This is a genomic window from Marinobacter sp. LQ44, assembly GCF_001447155.2.
Taxonomy (GTDB): Bacteria; Pseudomonadota; Gammaproteobacteria; order Pseudomonadales; family Oleiphilaceae; genus Marinobacter.
In genome coordinates this window covers 344431-361243 of record NZ_CP014754.1, presented here as the reverse complement: position 1 = coordinate 361243, position 16813 = coordinate 344431, and the positions used below count along the sequence as shown (strand labels likewise).

13 protein-coding genes and 2 pseudogenes are annotated in these 16813 nt (G+C 55.9%); 13 read left to right on the top strand and 2 right to left on the bottom strand.

Annotation, left to right across the window (positions count from 1 at the left end; all coding sequences use genetic code 11):
• Positions 1–14: 14 nt before the first annotated feature.
• Positions 15–1880 carry a copper resistance system multicopper oxidase gene (locus ASQ50_RS01700; protein ID WP_076657112.1) on the bottom strand — a complete coding sequence of 622 codons (1866 nt, stop codon included), beginning with the start codon at positions 1878–1880 and terminating at the stop codon, positions 15–17.
• A 383-nt stretch (positions 1881–2263) separates the two neighbouring features.
• Entirely contained in the window at positions 2264–2992 is a 729-nt protein-coding gene (locus tag ASQ50_RS01695) for a TorF family putative porin (protein ID WP_058091072.1), read from the bottom strand.
• A 281-nt stretch (positions 2993–3273) separates the two neighbouring features.
• Here ASQ50_RS01695 and ASQ50_RS01690 point away from each other — a divergent pair, with 281 nt between their 5' ends.
• The 13 genes and pseudogenes from ASQ50_RS01690 (at position 3274) to ASQ50_RS01640 (ending at position 16809) form a co-directional block, all read left to right on the top strand.
• Positions 3274–4251 (top strand): OprO/OprP family phosphate-selective porin, encoded by a 978-nt coding sequence (locus ASQ50_RS01690; protein ID WP_227513244.1) that lies wholly within the window; start codon positions 3274–3276, stop codon positions 4249–4251.
• Complete coding sequence (locus ASQ50_RS21300; protein WP_227513243.1) at positions 4226–4378, top strand: hypothetical protein; 153 nt, start codon at positions 4226–4228, stop codon at positions 4376–4378. Before ASQ50_RS01690 ends, ASQ50_RS21300 begins: the two co-directional genes overlap by 26 nt.
• 459 nt (positions 4379–4837) lie before the next feature.
• Complete coding sequence (locus ASQ50_RS01685; protein ID WP_227513242.1) at positions 4838–6076, top strand: alginate export family protein; 1239 nt, start codon at positions 4838–4840, stop codon at positions 6074–6076.
• Positions 6077–6287: 211 nt separating this feature from the next.
• A complete protein-coding gene (locus ASQ50_RS01680) occupies positions 6288–6485 on the top strand; it encodes a hypothetical protein (RefSeq protein ID WP_058091958.1) in 198 nt (65 codons plus the stop codon).
• Positions 6486–6509: 24 nt separating this feature from the next.
• Positions 6510–6731 (top strand): annotated as a pseudogene (locus ASQ50_RS21295) (transposase domain-containing protein); the annotation flags it as partial.
• 784 nt (positions 6732–7515) lie between these two features.
• Positions 7516–8238, top strand: coding sequence for a cytochrome c biogenesis CcdA family protein (locus ASQ50_RS01675; RefSeq protein WP_008173719.1), 723 nt, complete (start codon positions 7516–7518; stop codon positions 8236–8238).
• A 156-nt stretch (positions 8239–8394) separates the two neighbouring features.
• Positions 8395–8680 (top strand): annotated as a pseudogene (locus ASQ50_RS01670) (mercuric reductase); the annotation flags it as partial.
• Between the two features lie 178 nt (positions 8681–8858).
• Positions 8859–11213 (top strand): heavy metal translocating P-type ATPase, encoded by a 2355-nt coding sequence (locus ASQ50_RS01665; RefSeq protein WP_058091959.1) that lies wholly within the window; start codon positions 8859–8861, stop codon positions 11211–11213.
• Between the two features lie 169 nt (positions 11214–11382).
• The gene (locus tag ASQ50_RS01660) at positions 11383–11841 is read left to right on the top strand and encodes a hypothetical protein (RefSeq protein ID WP_058091960.1); all 459 of its coding nucleotides are present in this window, start codon (positions 11383–11385) and stop codon (positions 11839–11841) included.
• A 46-nt stretch (positions 11842–11887) separates the two neighbouring features.
• On the top strand, positions 11888–13402 hold the full coding sequence (locus ASQ50_RS01655; protein ID WP_058091961.1) for a thymidine phosphorylase family protein: 1515 nt from the start codon (positions 11888–11890) through the stop codon (positions 13400–13402).
• Positions 13399–14319: a ribose-phosphate diphosphokinase gene (locus ASQ50_RS01650; RefSeq protein WP_058091962.1), complete on the top strand. Its 921-nt coding sequence runs from the start codon at positions 13399–13401 to the stop codon at positions 14317–14319. Before ASQ50_RS01655 ends, ASQ50_RS01650 begins: the two co-directional genes overlap by 4 nt.
• Positions 14316–15671: an MBL fold metallo-hydrolase RNA specificity domain-containing protein gene (locus ASQ50_RS01645; RefSeq protein ID WP_058091963.1), complete on the top strand. Its 1356-nt coding sequence runs from the start codon at positions 14316–14318 to the stop codon at positions 15669–15671. The genes ASQ50_RS01650 and ASQ50_RS01645 overlap by 4 nt, the downstream gene beginning before the upstream one ends.
• A 175-nt stretch (positions 15672–15846) precedes the next feature.
• Positions 15847–16809 (top strand): HlyD family secretion protein, encoded by a 963-nt coding sequence (locus ASQ50_RS01640; RefSeq protein WP_058091964.1) that lies wholly within the window; start codon positions 15847–15849, stop codon positions 16807–16809.
• Positions 16810–16813: the final 4 nt, after the last annotated feature.

The following is a 16813-nucleotide window of genomic DNA, read 5'->3' as shown; positions in this document are numbered from 1 at the left end:
CATCCCCTATCCCGTTAAACGACCGACACGACACGAAACATGCCTGCGTCCATGTGGTACAGAAGGTGGCAATGGAAAGCCCAGTCACCCGGTGCATCCGCTGTGATCAGCGCGGATACACGCTCGCCGGGTTTGACGGAAATCGTGTGTTTGCGTGGACGATATTCACCTGCACCGGTTTCCAGTTCCATCCACATGCCATGCAGGTGAATGGGGTGATCCATCATCGAGTCGTTGACGAGGATCAATCGCAGGCGCTCGCCATGGTAGAACTTGACCGGGCCATCGACTTCAGAGAACTTTTTGCCGTCGAACGACCACATGTAACGTTCCATATTGCCGGTAAGGTGCAGTTCCACCTCGCGTTCGGCCGGGCGCTTGTCGGGCCAGCCCTCAATGCTCTGCAACTGGGAATAAGTCAGCACCCGATGGTTGGCTGTTTCAAAGCCTACACCAGGGTCATCCAGACGCGATTGCGGGCTGGAAGCCACCATGGCCGCCCCGGGACCGTGATTATCAGGGCCATGGGATATCGGCCGACCCGCCGTCGGGACCTCATTCATCGTTGCTTTGTCCGAGCTCATCTTGTTCATTCCCGAGTCGGCGCCATTCATCATCATTTGGCCATGGGCTTTGTCGTTGCTGCCTGACATCATTTCCATCTTGCCACCCATGTCCATGCCGCTCTCCATGTTCATATCGCCGTCCTTGCCCATGGCGCCCATGCTCATCGCGCCCATGCCCATGGCGGCCATACCGCGCTCGGTTCGCGGATACATGGGCGGCACTGGCGCCTCCACTCCCTTGCGGGTAGCCAACGTTCCGCGCACATACCCCGACCGATCCTGTGACTGGGCAAACACGGTGTGAGCCGTGTCGGTTGGCTGTACAATCACGTCGTAGGTTTCCGCCACGCCAATGCGGAATTCATCCGTTTCAACGGGTTGCACTGGTTGGCCGTCAGCGGAAATAACCGTCATCGGAAGTCCCGGGATACGGACATCAAAGTAGGTCATCGCCGAGGCGTTGATGAATCTCAGGCGAATTTTCTCGCCGGGACGGAACAGCCCGGTCCAGTTGCTGGCGGAAGGCGATCCATTCATCAGGTAGGTGTATTCAGAACCGGTTACATCCAGGATATCCCGGGGGCTCATTCGCATTCTGCCCCACATGCCGGCTTTGCTCCACGCGGCATCCCAGCCCATGGTTTCAACATCCTTGAAGAAGTCGCTAACGGTGCGCTGGTTGTAGTTATAGTAGCCCTCTGCCACTTTCAGGTTGCGGAATACGTCCTCGGGAGAGTCAAAGGTCCAGTCAGATAGAACCACAACGTATTCGCGGTCATAGGCCACCGATTCGGGCTCGGCAGGATCAATGATAATCGGCCCATAGTGGCCTAGCTGTTCCTGAAGGCCAGAGTGGCTGTGGTACCAGTAGGTGCCATGCTGTTCGACCGGGAAACGGTACTCAAACGTTTCGCCGGGCATGATGCCGGGAAAGCTGACGCCAGGAACGCCATCCATCTGGTACGGCAGAATCAGACCGTGCCAGTGAATGGATGTTGCCTCCGGTAGCGTATTGGTGACACGCAAGATTGCCTCGCGCCCCTGTTTGAGGCGCACCAGAGGCGCTGGCAGAGTGCCGTTGATGGTGATGGGCTGTTCCGAGACTGTGCCCCCTATCTTGAGAGGTGTTCTCGCGACGGTCAGGTCGTAGATGTCAGCGCCATTACGCACGGTGTGAAATGCGTTCGTGTTGTCCAGTTGTCCTCTAGCATAGGCCGGCAACAAGCTGTCGAAACCGGCAAGAAGTCCCATCGTGGCAGCTCCTTGGATAAGGCGCCGCCTGGACACACCTGCATAGAAATGTCTATCGCTCATAGGTTGCTCCTAAAACCATGTATATACAGCTTCTTGCGTTCGTGACTCGATTATTGATCCTACCCGGTGTAACTGAAATCAAACTGAAAAGTCTGTATCCGCCTTTCTATCACCATTTGTTTGGCGGGCAGGGGGGGAGAGGCGCAATGGCCCTACGCCAGCCTCCCTTTTGGGCGAGTGAGTGCGGATTAGCAAGAACGGTTGCAAGTCCTGCGATAAAGAAGGGAAGGGCGATGGCGAGAATGAAGATGGCGATTCATCCGCTTTATCTACAGGCGTGCAATTGTGGATTTTGACGAGACAATTACAGATAAAAAAAGCTGGCCCGTCACGGAACCAGCTTTACAATACTCAAATTGAGCAGCTAACCATCGCTAGGCCGATCAAAAACTCTTGTTCCAACCCAGCCAGAACTTCGGGTCATCCGAGTTGACAGAGCCAAGCGCGTCGGTTGACTCAATGTCCGCGTACTCCACGTTAACACTGAAGGAACCGAAGTTTCCCGCATCCTTTGTAACGTTGGCGGCGACGTGTGAATAACTTGCCTCACCGACAGAAGCCTTGCCGTCATCAGCGAAGTCATAATAGCCAAGCGTAACACCGGCACTGTAGCTGTCCTGCAGAGGCACCCCAACAGAGGCGTAGTAATAGGCATCTCCTTGCACGAACACCCCATCACCACTGGTGTCGCTGTTGATCGTGTAGGCTAGGCCTACAGCAGCAATGCCATAGCTGATCTCGCCGTAAAGTTCGCCGAAATCAATGGAGTCCGGCGCGTCAGGATACGCATAATAAATGTACCCAACGTCATAACCCAGTTCTTCCACAGAGCCGGAGAATCCGGCATAAAGATCAAGCTCATAGCTGGTGCCGTCACCAAAATCGACATTGGAGCCCCAACCACCGGCGTAAAAGCCCGACGCATGCTCATAATCCAACCCTCCCTGGACAGCCGCAGCCCCGTCTGTCTGGGTGACGCCCCGGAACAGATAGTTGCTGCTGGCGCTCACATTTGAGCTGACGTCAGCGCTAACAATGGCGGGCGCAGCCTGAAGTGCTGCAAGCAAAGTGATACTGATAAATCCGGATTTGGTGAAAAACTGCTTCTTCATAATGGATACCTTCGGTTGGGTTTCATTGCTCCAAATATGATTCAGCAAAAGTCTTGCCATATCTTATTTATTCTTGTTTATCATAATTATAGAGACAAATCGGCACATTCTGAGCTTGCCCCCGAAAAACGACCGCAACACCTAGCGCCCCAGAACCTGTCACCGGCCCGGACCAGCGCCCTGTTTTGATGCATTCTCTGTAACCATTCTGTAATCTTTGCCAAATAGACTTTAATAGCGCTTCAACACACACAAGCAAACCGAAAAAGGTGAGACAGATCATGAGCAAGAAATATTTGGGCTTGGCTTTGGCGATTTCTGCCGCTTCTGCTGCACAGGCCGGAAACGTTACGACCAGCGGCGAAGACCTTGTGATCGATACCGACAGCGGTATCAAAGTGAAAGTGTCGGATAACTCTGCGTCTTTTCAGCTCGGCGGGCGCATTCAGTGGGATTACGACGCCACGCAGTCTGACGACAACGGTGTTGACACTACCGATTTCGATGTGCGCCGGGCACGCCTCTACGCCAAGGGCCACTTTGGCGACTGGGCGTACAAGACCCAGTTCAACGTGGCTGAAAGTGATGGCGCCGACGGCGGTACTGCTGAAGACCTGTACATTCGTTACATGGGATTTGGCTCAGCTGCAACCGTGACTATCGGTAAACAGAAAGAGCCATTCGGCCTGGAAGAATTAACGAGCTCAAAAGACATCTCAGCGCTTGAGCGATCTGCCATGACCGAGCGTTATGCCCCCGGTCGCAGCGGCGGCATCCAGCTCAGCGGCAAAGGCAGCAACTGGACCTACGGTATCGGCTACTTCGAGGCAGGCGGCAATGGCAGCGACGACTTCAATAACACGGCAGTAACCGCACGGGGCACGGTTGCACCGATTCAAACGAACAATATGGTTGTTCATCTTGGTGCGGGTTATACCACGCGTGATGCCGACACTCAGGCCGATGAGGTCGATACGTTTAATCTGGAGCTCGCCGGCGCTTCCGGGCCCTTCCATGCCCAGGCCGAATATTTCGATTCCGAGGAAGGCCAGGTGGATGTTGATGGTTATTACGTACAGCTTGGCTGGATCATCACCGGCGAAAGCCGTCCTTACAAAGCCGGAGCATTCAAGCGGGTAAAACCGGCATCGCCCAAAGGGGCCTGGGAAGTTGTTGCCCGCTTTGAGGATGGTGACGGAAAATACAGTGATGTGGGGCTGGCCACGACCGACGGTGAGCAAACAAACACTGGGCGTTAACTATTACGCCAACAAGAATGTTCGACTTGGAATGAGCTACATGGATGGCGAAGAAGCCATGGCGCTAGCGGAGATGAAGTGCGTGCGAGGTTACAATATGCATTTTGACCGCATGGAGGTCGCTTGAATGAGTTTTGCGGTTTTGATATAGTTCTTGAGAGTTATGAAATACTCAGGTTTTGGGCAGATATTAATCTGCCCATTGCTTTTGTCTGCCCCCCCCCCCCCGCCCCCCCCCGCCCCCACCCCCTAAGTTAAAGTTCATCTGAGGTTTCTGGTGTACATTGAGGTGGACACCCATCAGTTGGTCAGCCTGAAGGTGCAGTTAAGCTCTGATCCGGCTGTATTCCTGAAAAAATGAGACCCGTATGGACGGCTTTGCGAGACGTATAAGGTGGTGGCGCGTTGTTCAGCTCTTTTTGCCTGTGAGCCTATGGAGGTACCCCTTGAGAGTCAGGTTCAATCTGACCGATATCAAGGTTGTCGCTGACATTGGCGCCCTAAACTGAACGAGCGACTTATCGATGAAATATTGACTCCATTCAACCGTTTATACGGCCGCTGAAGGTACCACTCGAGGATGAAAATGATGCTAACTCCGCTCACTGCCAGGAATGGCCAAAAAAACCAGAAGTCGTTGCTTGTCTTTGCCATTGGTTCGGTTCTGGCCTCTGCCGCAACGCCTGTCCTGTCCATGACCTTTACCGAAGCCTTAACCGGGGGAAAGGTTTCGCTTGATGTTCGTTACCGTTACGAATTTGTGGATCAGGACAACCCTCTTGATCAAGCCCATGCTTCTACCGTTCGAACCCGACTGGGGTACCGGACTGGTGATTTTAAGGGGTTTGAGGTGTTTGCCGAGGCGGAAGATGTGTCCGCTGTGGGGAATGAGAACTACAATAGCACCATCAATGGCATAACCGATCACTCAGTAGTCGCTGATCCGACGGAAACCGAAGTCAACCAAATTTACGTGCGTTACAAAGGTTTTTCGGATACCAGCCTGACCTACGGCCGTCAGCGCTTTGCTCTGGACAATCACCGGTTTATCGGTACGGTTGGCTGGCGCCAGAATGAACAAACCTTCGATGCCTTTGTCGGCACCAACGAGTCGCTTCCGGACACGAAGATCACAGCGGGCTATCTTTACAATGCTAACCGGGTGTTCTCGGATGCCAGCCCTAATGGCAATTTCCCAATGCAGTCGCCGATTTTCAACGCACAGTATCATGGCTTGGCTGCCGGAACCCTGACCACTTACGGTTATCTTTTCGACTTTACCAACGCAGACGTCAACTCAACCCAGAATTTTGGTTTGCGGTTCGCAGGTGGCACCGATGTATCGGAAGACGCCAGGGTCCTGTACACCCTGGAGTACGCAATCCAGAAAGACTATGCAGACAACCCGCAAAGCTTTGAGGCCGCTTATTGGCTGGCGGAAGTGGGGCTCGCAGTCTACGGCCTGACCTTTAAGGTGGGTATGGAGACTCTGGAGTCGGACGACGGCCGGTCATTCCAGACGCCTCTGGCGACGCTTCACGCGATGAACGGTTGGGCCGACCAGTTCCTGGTCACCCCGGACGATGGCCTGCAGGATCTATACGTATCGGCGGGTGCCTCAGCAAAGGGGGTCAAGTGGCTGGCCGTTTATCATGACTACAGCAGTGACATCAATAGCCTGAGCTATGGCTCCGAGCTGGGGCTGCTGGCTGTCTACCCGATCAACAAGCACTACACGGTGGGTGCCAAGTTCGCCAGCTATGCCGCCGATGGTCGTGGCGTGGATACGGACAAGGCCTGGTTGTGGGGAGAGGTCAAGTTCTGACCTTATCACTGTTGCGGTGAACAGACATTCGCCTGATAGAGGGCGGGTCGCCCCGACCGGGGGTAGACAATCCGAAGGATAAGGGTCGCTGACGAACGCTGCGGTTGAGGAGGTCTCAGGCAGCGTTTGGCTCTTGGAAACGTCGTAAATTTACAGAAATTGATGTGTTAGCTATGCTTTGGATGGAATCTAAACAACAAGGAGAAGCACGATGGGTAAAGCTATTAATGGTAAGTTCGAGAACATGGATCAGGCACGCAATACGCGAGACGATCTTATTGGCAGCGAAATCCCACAGGAAGTGATCTTTATTGATAAGGAAGAGCAGACGATCCGGGTGATGTTGCCGCAGGAGGAGGCCGGGGAAGTTTATGAGATCTTCGATCGACACGGCGTCAGGTATAAGTGAAGGCTCGTGGCCCTGTGCGTTGGGCTGTTCCTGGGATCACTCCGCAGTGGTCAACGCGCGGCTGCGGTCATGACGCTGATCCAGTCGGCTATGCGGAAAGGGCATGATCCCTATGGGTATCCAAGGGATGTTCTAACCCGACTGCCGACACAGAAGAGCAGCGCCATCGGCGGACGCTTACAACGGAATAAAATAGTGTTGGTCTGTTGGGAACGTATCGGTCGATCGTATGCCTTAATTTGTTAATGTCACAGACTGGTGCTTGAAAGCAGGATGTCCGCAAAGAATCGCCCCACTATTGTTGTGTTGCTGTCACTGCTTTTGGTGTTCAGCGGGCCTGCGTTTGCTTTGCCTTGCCGCCGGGGAACTTCACAAGTTTTACCGATACCGGTTCCCAGCTGATTTTTGCCGCACAGGCGGCCCACTACCAGGATCCCTTCCTGGCTTCTATTACACCCCCTCCAGAACATTACTCCTGAGTCTTAACCGGTTTTTGCCCATCGCGGCAAACTCATTAACGTTAGTTCTTGCAACAAAGTCTCGTCCTTCGGTTCATTCGTAACGGGGCTTTATATGGAGTGAATCAAATGCGCAATTCAAAAACCAGGCTCACCATCACAGCGATTCTTCTGGCCGGAACCATTGGATCCTTCTCTGCATTGGCCCACGAGGACGAAGGAAAAGGCATGAGGGGGATGATGAATATGATGTCTGATATGTCCCCCGAAGACCGTAAAGCCATGACTGAGGCGTGCATGAAAATGATGCAGGGGCATGGAAACGGGCCGGAAGGACGATTATCAGGTCATCGCCTTCAACGCCAACGGCCAGCAGCGTGTTTTCCGCGAACACAAGGATTACTGAGGTCAGCTCTGTGAAAGTGATGCCTTTTCGCCTGAACTCCGCCACGGTGCGGTACTGGCAAGATGCTATGGCGGGCACGGGCCATTATCAATAACGGCAGGTCCAGGGAAGGCATCAAATTCGATTTCTGGGCAATTTGACAGACTCACCGAACTTGGAGGGCTAAATGCCTGATCTTGCAACTTGGGGAATTGCCGCCGCGTTTGCCGGTGGTCTCATATCGTTTTTTTCACCCTGCACGCTACCTCTGGTTCCCGGCTACCTGTCGGTCGTGACTGGAGGTGCCCTGACCGAGGCTTCGAATCGGTTGAAGGCCCTTTGGCTGAGCCTGTGTTTTGTGATGGGGTTCAGTCTGATCTTTATTGCCCTGGGAGCAAGCGCAAGTGCTTTAGGACAATGGTTGATGGCCTATCGTGAAGAGGCCAACCTGGTGGCCGGCGTGCTCATCATTCTAATGGGTCTGTTTATGCTGGGTTGGTGGAGCATGCCGGCGTTGCAGCGCGAATGGCGCATTGGACAGTCACTCGAAGGCGGACGTCCCACTGCCGCCTTTCTTCTGGGGATAGCATTTGCCATCGGCTGGACACCCTGTATAGGTCCCATACTCGGGGCTATATTGGCGCTCAGCTCCACCCATGCCAACGCCGAGGCAGGTATGTTGTATCTTGCTGCCTATTCGTTAGGGCTGGCTCTTCCCTTCCTGGGAACTGCCCTATTCATTGAGCACTTTCGCCGACGAGTGCGCTGGTTCAGTCGCTGGAGTCGACTGCTGAGAGTGTTTGCAGGCCTGGTACTCGTTGTCATGGGCGTGTTGGTGCTCACCGGTCAGATGACTCTATTCGCCTCGTGGATGTTGTCGACGTTTCCAGTTCTTGGAAGGCTTGGCTGATCCTCTCTAATTCTTTAATTTGTGGGGATCGTTTCAGTGGGTGCTATCCTGACGCAGCCAGTGTAGCTGAGTGTAAAAAGCCTATCCGGCCCTGGGCGCTGAGCGAGTCTGCCGGTGTTCAGGATTACGTGTTAGATGGGATATTCCTGTAAGGAAGGCGAGGCCAGGCTCGACCTCAGTGCCATGCCCGCGGTCATGTTTACCGATCCTCAAGTCGCCACCGTTGGCCTCTCTGAAGCCGAAGCAGTTGCTCGGGGTGCAGGTTGTCGCAGCGGAAGGCGGTGAAATTATCCAAACGGCGGTGATGGCGTTACGAGCAGGTTTGACCGTTCAGGAAATCGGCGATGACTTGTTCCCTTATCTGACCATGGTTGAAGGACTCAAACTCTGTGCGCAAACGTTCACCAAGGATGTAAAACAGTTGTCATGCTGTGCCGGATAAATGATTTGAACGCGGCTCTGGGGTTTCTTGACCGAGATCACAATCTGATTCGGTTTAAGCCGGTGATTCATTTTGGATTCAGGTAGATATGCTCTGATGATCTGGGTGGCGCTTATGCTGGGTGTTCTTCTGCCTGATAAAAGCTCCGGTTGGCCAATTAAGGAAAGGGGACCAAGGAATGAAAAATACCGTCGTGGAGATCCGCGGCTTGCTATCGGCACTGAGTGCCCGGGGCGTAGAGAAACAGCTATTGAGATTGCCCGGCGTTAAGAAGGCCGAGGTCAACTATGTGGCCGGCAGCGCGACCGTCACCTATGATGAGGCGACGGTGGACCTTGAGGCTATCAAGGCCCGGATACACGAGTGCGGCTATCACTGTTCCGGAGAACAGTTGCCCAGGCACGTTTGCGACCCGGGGGACCCGCCGACCGAAGCCGGGGCTGTGTCCATGCCCGTCCACGATGGCCATGCCTCCCACACCGGCCACGACGATACCGCGCATCCTGCTGAACACGGCGAACATACTGGCGCAAAGGACGAGATGGCTCACGAGATGGGCCACGGCGGCAGCATGGACATGCAGGCAATGGTGCGCGACATGCGCAACCGTTTCTGGGTCTGCCTGATCTTCAGCCTCCCGATTTTCATTTATTCGCCCATGGGTGGGCTGTTCGAACCGCCAGCACCGCCCTTCGGGCTGCGGCTAGACCTGTGGTTGCTATTACTGGCAAGCATCGCGGTGCTCTGGCCAAGCTGGCCGTTCTTTGTTGCCGCCTGGCGCGCGCTGAAAAACGGCGTGCTCAACATGGCTGTGCTGGTCGTTCTCTCGGTGGGTACTGGCTACCTGTTCAGCGTCGGTTCCACGCTCTTTTTCCCGGGTGTGCAGTTTTTCGAGGCGGTGGCGGTGCTGCTGGTGTTCATCCTGCTCGGCCATTGGCTGGAGATGCGCGCCCGTGCCGGTGCCTCGGACGCCATCCGCTCGCTGATGGATCTCGCGCCGCCCAAGGCCACTGTGTTGCGTGATGGCCAGGAACGGGAGGTTCCCACCGCTGAGGTTCTGAAGGACGACATCGTCGTGATCCGCCCCGGCAATAAGATTCCGGTGGACGGTGAGGTCTTGGAGGGCGAGTCCCTGGTGGATGAGTCCATGCTCACTGGCGAGTCCATGCCGGTGGAAAAAAAGCCCGGCGATAAGGTGATCGGGGCCACCATTAACAAGAGCGGCAGCTTCAGGTATCGCGCCACCAAGGTAGGTTCCGACACCGCGTTAGCGCAGATCGTCAAGCTGGTGCAGGAGGCGCAGAACTCCAAGGCCCCGGCGCAGCTGCTGGCGGACAAAGCGTCACAGTGGCTGGTGGTGATTGCCATCGTAATCGGCCTGCTCACCTTCGCCGTCTGGTTCTGGTGGATTGGCCAAAGCCTGCTGCTTGCCGTGACCCTGACTATCACCGTGTTCGTGATCGCCTGCCCGGACGCCCTGGGCCTTGCAACGCCCATGGCGGTGATGGTGGGCACCGGCCTCGGTGCCAGGAACGGCATCTTGTTCAAGAATGCCTCTGCACTTGAGGATGCCACCCGGCTGGATATTGTGGTCTTCGACAAGACCGGCACCCTGACCATGGGCGAGCCGCAGGTGGTCGAGGTGGTCGTGGTGGCGGGCAGCACCGAGGAGGCGGTCCTCGCACTGGCGGGGACGGTGGAGCAGGGCTCGGACCATCCTCTGGCCCAGGCGATACAAAGTAAGGCCGAAGGCTTGCAGCTTGATCCGCTGACCGGCTTCACCAACATCGAGGGCAAGGGCGCGCGGGCGGAGATTGGCAGCAAGACCGTGCTGCTCGGCAACCGCCGGCTGATGGACGAAGAGAAGGTCGACATGGCGAGCCTGAAGGACGAGGCCGCGCGTCTGCAGAGTGCGGGGCAGACCGTGGTGCACGTCGCCCAGGACGGGAAGCTGGTCGGCCTTATCGCCATTGCCGATGCGCCGCGCCCCACCGCTACTGCAATGGTCAAAAAGATGCGTGAACGCGGGGTGGAGGTGGCGATGCTCACCGGCGACAACCAGGCCACCGCCGAGCGCATCGCCCGGGAACTCGGCATTGAGATGGTGATCGCCGATGTCCTTCCGGGGCAGAAAGCAGACAAGATCAAGGAGCTCCAGGCTCAGGGCAAGAAGGTTGGCATGGTGGGCGACGGTGTCAATGACGCCCCGGCACTGACCCAGGCGGAGGTGGGTTTCGCCATCGGTGCCGGCACCGATGTGGCCATTGAGAGCGCTGACGTGGTGCTGATGAAGAGCGACCCCTACGATGTGCTGGGAGCCATCGAGCTGTCGCGCGCTACCCTGCGCAAGATGCACCAGAACCTGTTCTGGGCGGTGGGCTATAACGTCATCGCCTTTCCCGCGGCGGCAGGCGTGTTCTATCCGTTGGTGATAAGCCCAGAAGTAGCGGCGCTCGCAATGTCTGGAAGCTCCGCTCTTGTTGCGGTAAATGCACTCCTGTTAAAGCGCACCCAACTGGACGGCTTAGGGTAGACGAACACTTCCAATTGGAAAAATTGATGTTCATCAAGCCCACGCTATTGAGCGACTCTTTTTGCATCTTTTGTTGGGGTTTTTCAGTGTGAATTCAGGCTTATGAGTTTAAGTGGTAGGTAATTGCTGTTTGCTGACATGATTAATGACAACAAGGGGGAACGGGTAAATGGACATCAAAACCTTTGGAGAACTTATTAGCTGGACACGGGATTTGCATGCTCACCTTGCAAGGTGTATGTCACATTGCGCTACGAAGAATGAAGAGGAGCGAGCACGGGCGCTGCTGGACTATCTGGCGACCCATGAATCGGAAATGGAACGTATCGTGAATGAATTCAAGTCGCAGGGCGATTTCAAAGCATTGGAGACAAGGGTCTACGACTACCTGTCTCACCATCCCATTAAGACCCACAGAACCTGCGATGAGCCCTACGCACAGCTGGATTTTGAGGGCATATGCAGAGAAGTATTCGATTTCCATGATCAGATAGAGGACCTTTATCGCACCATGGCCGACAAAGCCGAGATTCCCGAGGCGAAAGAATTACTGCAATCGTTGCTAACCATGGAAGAGAACGAAGCTATGCGATTGGCCAGGCAGGTAGGGCGTATGAACGACCTCTGATCAGAGCACTGAAATTATTCTTCGACGCAGAAAAGGATGTTGATACATGGTGGCGTCTTCCAGTCAGTTACGGGTTTTCAAGATGGGTATCAATACTCATCAGGAGCCTGTCGTCTACATGCGTGATGATTGTGATGTGTGCCTTTCAGAAGGATTCGCCGCCAGTTCCAGGGTGGGAATTTCCTCGCAGGGACGTTCCATCATCGCAACTCTCAATATTTCGTCTGATGAAACGGTTCCCAAAGGGTATGCGGGGCTTTCAGATATCGCCATAGAGCGGCTCGGGGTGGCTCAGTCTGACCTGGTTTCAGTACATCATGCGCCCTATATCGAATCCTTGAGTCTGGTTCGTCGGAAAGTATTCGGACACAGCTTGCTTCCGGCTGAGATGGCCCGCATTGTCTCCGATATCTCCGCACACAAATACAGCGATGTCGAAATAGCCTGTTTCCTGAGCGCTTGTGCGGGTGGCAGATTAGGTTTCGATGAGATTGTTGCTTTGACCCAGGCGATGGTGAATTGCGGACAACAGCTCGATTGGCCAGGCGTGGATCGTGTGTTCGACAAACACTGTGTTGGAGGCCTGCCGGGCAACCGGACCACGCCGCTGGTTGTGTCGATCGTCAGCGCAGCAGGCTTAGTAATGCCTAAAACCTCCTCCCGTGCCATCACCTCACCGGCGGGAACAGCGGACACCATGGAAGCGCTGACCAATGTGAGGCTTGGGCTGAACGAGATTCGCCGTGTGGTCAGAGAAACCGGTGCCTGTCTCGCCTGGGGTGGGGCGATGAACCTCAGCCCGGCTGATGACCTGTTGATTCGCATCGAGAGAGCGCTGGACCTTGATGGTGAGGGCCAGCTCGTGGCCTCGGTGCTGTCCAAGAAGATTGCTGCCGGTTCCACCCATGCGGTGATTGACATTCCGGTGGGGGAGACGGCCAAGGTTCGAACGCCCGGCGATGCCGACCGGCTGGCCTCTCTTTTCACAAGCGTTGGGGCGGCCTGTGGGCTGAAGGTACGCTGCATCGCGACAGACGGCAGCAAGCCGGTTGGTGCAGGGATCGGGCCGACAGAGGAGGCCCGTGATGTTTTGGCCGTGTTGCAGGGAAAGCGGGGTGCGCCAGAGGATCTACGGAGCCGCGCCATCTTGCTGGCTGGCCATTTATTCGATCTGGCCGATGGTCTTGGCGTGAAAGAGGGGATGATCAAAGCAGAGCGATTACTTCAAGACGGCTCTGCCTGGGAGCAGTTCAAGCGCATAACAAAGGCTCAGGGGGGACTGAAGAGCTTAGGTGAAGCCCGTTTTAGGCGCCCAGTTCTGTGCTCGGAATCCGGAACAATCGTGTCTATCGACAATCGTCGGCTTGCCCGTGTCGCCAAGCTGGCAGGCGCACCTGCCAGCTCTACCGCAGGGCTGCGGCTACTGGCGACCGTCGGTGATAGAGTCACTAAGGGAGAGCCTCTCTATGAATTGCTCAGTGACAGTCCGGGACAGCAGGATTATGCGCTGGCGTTTAACGATATGGGGCCGGCAATCTTCACTGTATCGCAAGAGGAATGACTGTGGGCATTATTGAAAAAAATGTGCTGTTTAGCCTCACCCCGCACCCATTACAGGAGAAGCTTTGTGATCAGCTTAACTTGGAGCCGGGAAGTTTGGAGGTGCGGAGGTTCCCTGATGGTGAGTCCTACTTACGTGTGCTCACATCAGTCAAAGGTGCGAACTGCGTAATATTGGCCGACCTAACGCATCCAGACACCAAATACCTTGCTCTCCTGTTTCTCTTTGAAACTCTCCGGGAACTCGGTGCCAGGTCGATTGGGTTGGTGGCGCCCTATCTTTGCTATATGCGCCAGGATCGACGCTTCGAAGAAGGGGAGGCGGTCACCTCCAGGGTGTTTGCCCAGTCTTTGTCTTTACATATCGACTGGCTGATCACTGTTGATCCACATTTGCACAGGTACCAGTCTCTTGACGAAATCTACAGCATACCCACGCAAGTTGTTCAGGGAGCACCGGCGCTGGCGGATTGGCTACGGGGGCAAAACGGTCTGTTGCTGGTAGGTCCGGACGCGGAAAGTGAGCAATGGGTATCAAGTATCGCGCAGGCCAGTAACCATCCTTATGTCATTGGCACCAAGCAGCGTCTGGGTGACCGGCGCGTTGAAGTCACCTTGCCGGATATCTCGGCGTATAACGGCCGGAAAGCCGTCATCATTGATGACGTTATTTCCAGCGGACGCACCATTGGCGAGTGTGTCAGGGCACTTAAGGCGCAAGGCACGGAGGCCATCCTGTGTGCGGCGGTGCATGGCATTTTTGCGGAGGCCTCGGACACCTACCTTCTGGGTACCGGCCTGCAGACGCTGGTGACCACCAACACGGTTCCACACAGCAGCAATGAGATCGATGTCAGCGAGTTGCTGGTGCCGCCGGTCAGGCATTTTCTCAATCAGGTGGAGGGTGAGCGCCGATGAACATTACATTTCTGGGTGGCACGGAAACCGTGACCGGCTCCAAGTTCCTGGTTGAAACCGGCCAGACACGTGTATTGGTCGATTGCGGCCTGTTTCAGGGGTACAAGTGGCTGAGAAAGCGCAACCGGCAACCGTTGCCGCTCGATATTGCCTCGCTGGATGCCGTGCTTCTGACCCATGCCCATCTGGATCATTCAGGCTACATCCCCGTGTTGTACAAGCAGGGATTCCGGGGGGCGGTTTATACCCATCATGCCACCCGAGAGCTATGCAGCATATTGCTGGCCGATAGCGGCCATCTTCAGGAAGAGGAGGCACATTACCTCGGCCGCCATAAGCTGAGCAGGCATGAGAATCCGGAGCCCCTGTATGATCAGGAGGATGCAGAAGCCTGCATGGAGCTGTTTCAGTCGGTGGACTTTCACCAAGTGATCCAGCTCGGTGATATACGCTTTCATCTGCGACCGGTCGGGCACATTCTCGGGGCGGCCTGTGTCATCATCGAGGCGGAAGGTAAACGCGTCGGTTTTTCCGGCGATGTGGGCCGCCTCAATGATATTTTCATGAGGCCACCTGCGCCTCTGCCAGCTCTGGACATGCTGATGCTGGAGTCAACGTATGGCAATCGTCGCCACGACGATGCGGACCCGTTGTCGCAGTTGGCAGACATCGTTAATGAAACCGTCGACAAAGGGGGCAATATACTGATTCCGGCCTTTGCCGTGGGCAGAGCGCAGGTCTTGCAGCATATGCTCACCGACCTGATGAAGGCGGGACGAATTCCAAGGTTGCCAGTTTATCTGGATAGCCCCATGGCGATTGATGTTTCTGAGATTTACTGCCGCTACGAAGATCAGCATCGGTTGAGCAGTTCAGAATGCCACGAAATGTGCAGCACCGTTCATTATAGCCGCAGCGTCCAGGACTCCAAGGCGCTGGCTGACCAGGCCTACCCGCACGTAATTATTGCAGGCAGCGGTATGGCAACGGGCGGTCGCATTCTTCATCACTTCAAACGTCTCCTCGGCCAGCACCGTACAACCGTTATCTTTGCCGGTTATCAGGCAGGGGGGACACGAGGCGCCAAAATGGTTGATGGAGCGGAAAGGATCAAGATCCACGGCGACTGGATTCCGGTCAAGGCCCGGCTGGAGGTGTTGAGTGGGCTTTCCGGACATGGAGATTTCACAGAGATCGAACAGTGGCTGGCTCAAAGTGACTTAGCCCCCGAAACGCCGATCAACTTGATTCATGGAGACCCTGATGCGCTGGAGGCCATGAAGGATCACTTGCGTCAGAACACCCGGTTTGAGGTGGAGGTGGCAAGCTACCAATCCATTTTGCCTCTTTGACGATGCCCTGACGGCCATCTTCGAGGGCGACCTGAATGAGCCGCTTAAGATCCGGCAACGACCTTGGTCGCGGCGGCTGCCGAGTGCTAGAGTGGGCGATCTCATTGGCTGGAGTGAGAGGCAGTGGCCCTGATCCCAGCTCCAACCTGAACAGTAATGTCATAAGGAGTGTTTGGTGAAATCCCAATCCTGGCTCTGGTCTCTGATAGCGGTGTTGGTGCTCGCCGGCGGTTCTTATGGGGTTTTTGTTCTGTTTGGGGAAGAGCCCTTGCCGCAGGGAATCGTCTATGGCAATGGCCATATTGAGGGGCGGGAAGTGCGGATCGCGGCCGAAGTGGCCGGTCGGGTCATCGAGCACCATCTCGCGGAAGGCAGCAAGGTTTCGGCTGGCGACACGGTAGCCGTGATCGACCCCGCCGATGCCAGAGACCGCCTGCGCTCGGCACAGGCCGAGCTGGCCTCGGCGCGGGAAGTCCGTGACGGCTTCGACAGCCAAATCACCACCTGGCGTCATCATCTCCAGAATGCCGAGAAACAACGGCAGCGGATCCGGGACTTGCGGTCCCGCAATCTGGCCAGCTCGAGTGATCTGGATCAGGCGGAAAATGCCGTCAGTGAGGCCCGGGGCCGACTTGAGTCTCTCCAGCGGCAGAAGGATGCCGCCGAAGAACAGGTGGCTGCAAGGGCGGCGCAGGTGGCACTGGCTGAATCGCAACTGGACAAAGCGGAGGTTGCCGCGCCGCTCTCCGGAACCATCCTGATCCGGGCGGTGGAGACGGGAGAGGTTGTCGATACCGGCCAGCCGCTGGCCACGATGGTGAATCTGCAGCAGCTCGAACTCAAGGTCTATGTCCCCGGTGATATCCTCAACCGGATCAGCTTGGGGGATCCCGCCAGAATCCGCGTGGACGGTTTGCCCGGGGACTTTTCCGCCAAAGTCGGCAGGATTGACGATTTCGCCCAGTTCACCCCCCGCGATGTCCACATGCCCGACGAGAGAGTTCGGATGGTCTATGGCGTTACCCTGGTGCTGGATAATCCGGCCGATGCTCTGAAACCGGGTATGCCGGCAGATGCCTGGATTCGCTGGGATCCGGACGCCGAGTGGCCAGCGACCCTCTCGGTTCCGGCGCGCTGAGCCG

Excerpts from the sequence above, each read along its gene's own strand:
- ASQ50_RS01695 (WP_058091072.1), bottom strand. The coding sequence starts at position 2,992 with ATGAAGAAGCAGTTTTTCACCAAATCCGGATTTATCAGTATCACTTTG.
- ASQ50_RS01655 (WP_058091961.1), top strand. The coding sequence starts at position 11,888 with ATGGTGGCGTCTTCCAGTCAGTTACGGGTTTTCAAGATGGGTATCAAT.
- ASQ50_RS01690 (WP_227513244.1), top strand. The coding sequence starts at position 3,274 with ATGAGCAAGAAATATTTGGGCTTGGCTTTGGCGATTTCTGCCGCTTCT.
- ASQ50_RS01650 (WP_058091962.1), top strand. The coding sequence starts at position 13,399 with ATGACTGTGGGCATTATTGAAAAAAATGTGCTGTTTAGCCTCACCCCG.
- ASQ50_RS01675 (WP_008173719.1), top strand. The coding sequence starts at position 7,516 with ATGCCTGATCTTGCAACTTGGGGAATTGCCGCCGCGTTTGCCGGTGGT.
- ASQ50_RS01645 (WP_058091963.1), top strand. The coding sequence starts at position 14,316 with ATGAACATTACATTTCTGGGTGGCACGGAAACCGTGACCGGCTCCAAG.
- ASQ50_RS01680 (WP_058091958.1), top strand. The coding sequence starts at position 6,288 with ATGGGTAAAGCTATTAATGGTAAGTTCGAGAACATGGATCAGGCACGC.
- ASQ50_RS01660 (WP_058091960.1), top strand. The coding sequence starts at position 11,383 with ATGGACATCAAAACCTTTGGAGAACTTATTAGCTGGACACGGGATTTG.
- ASQ50_RS01665 (WP_058091959.1), top strand. The coding sequence starts at position 8,859 with ATGAAAAATACCGTCGTGGAGATCCGCGGCTTGCTATCGGCACTGAGT.
- ASQ50_RS01700 (WP_076657112.1), bottom strand. The coding sequence starts at position 1,880 with ATGAGCGATAGACATTTCTATGCAGGTGTGTCCAGGCGGCGCCTTATC.
- ASQ50_RS01685 (WP_227513242.1), top strand. The coding sequence starts at position 4,838 with ATGATGCTAACTCCGCTCACTGCCAGGAATGGCCAAAAAAACCAGAAG.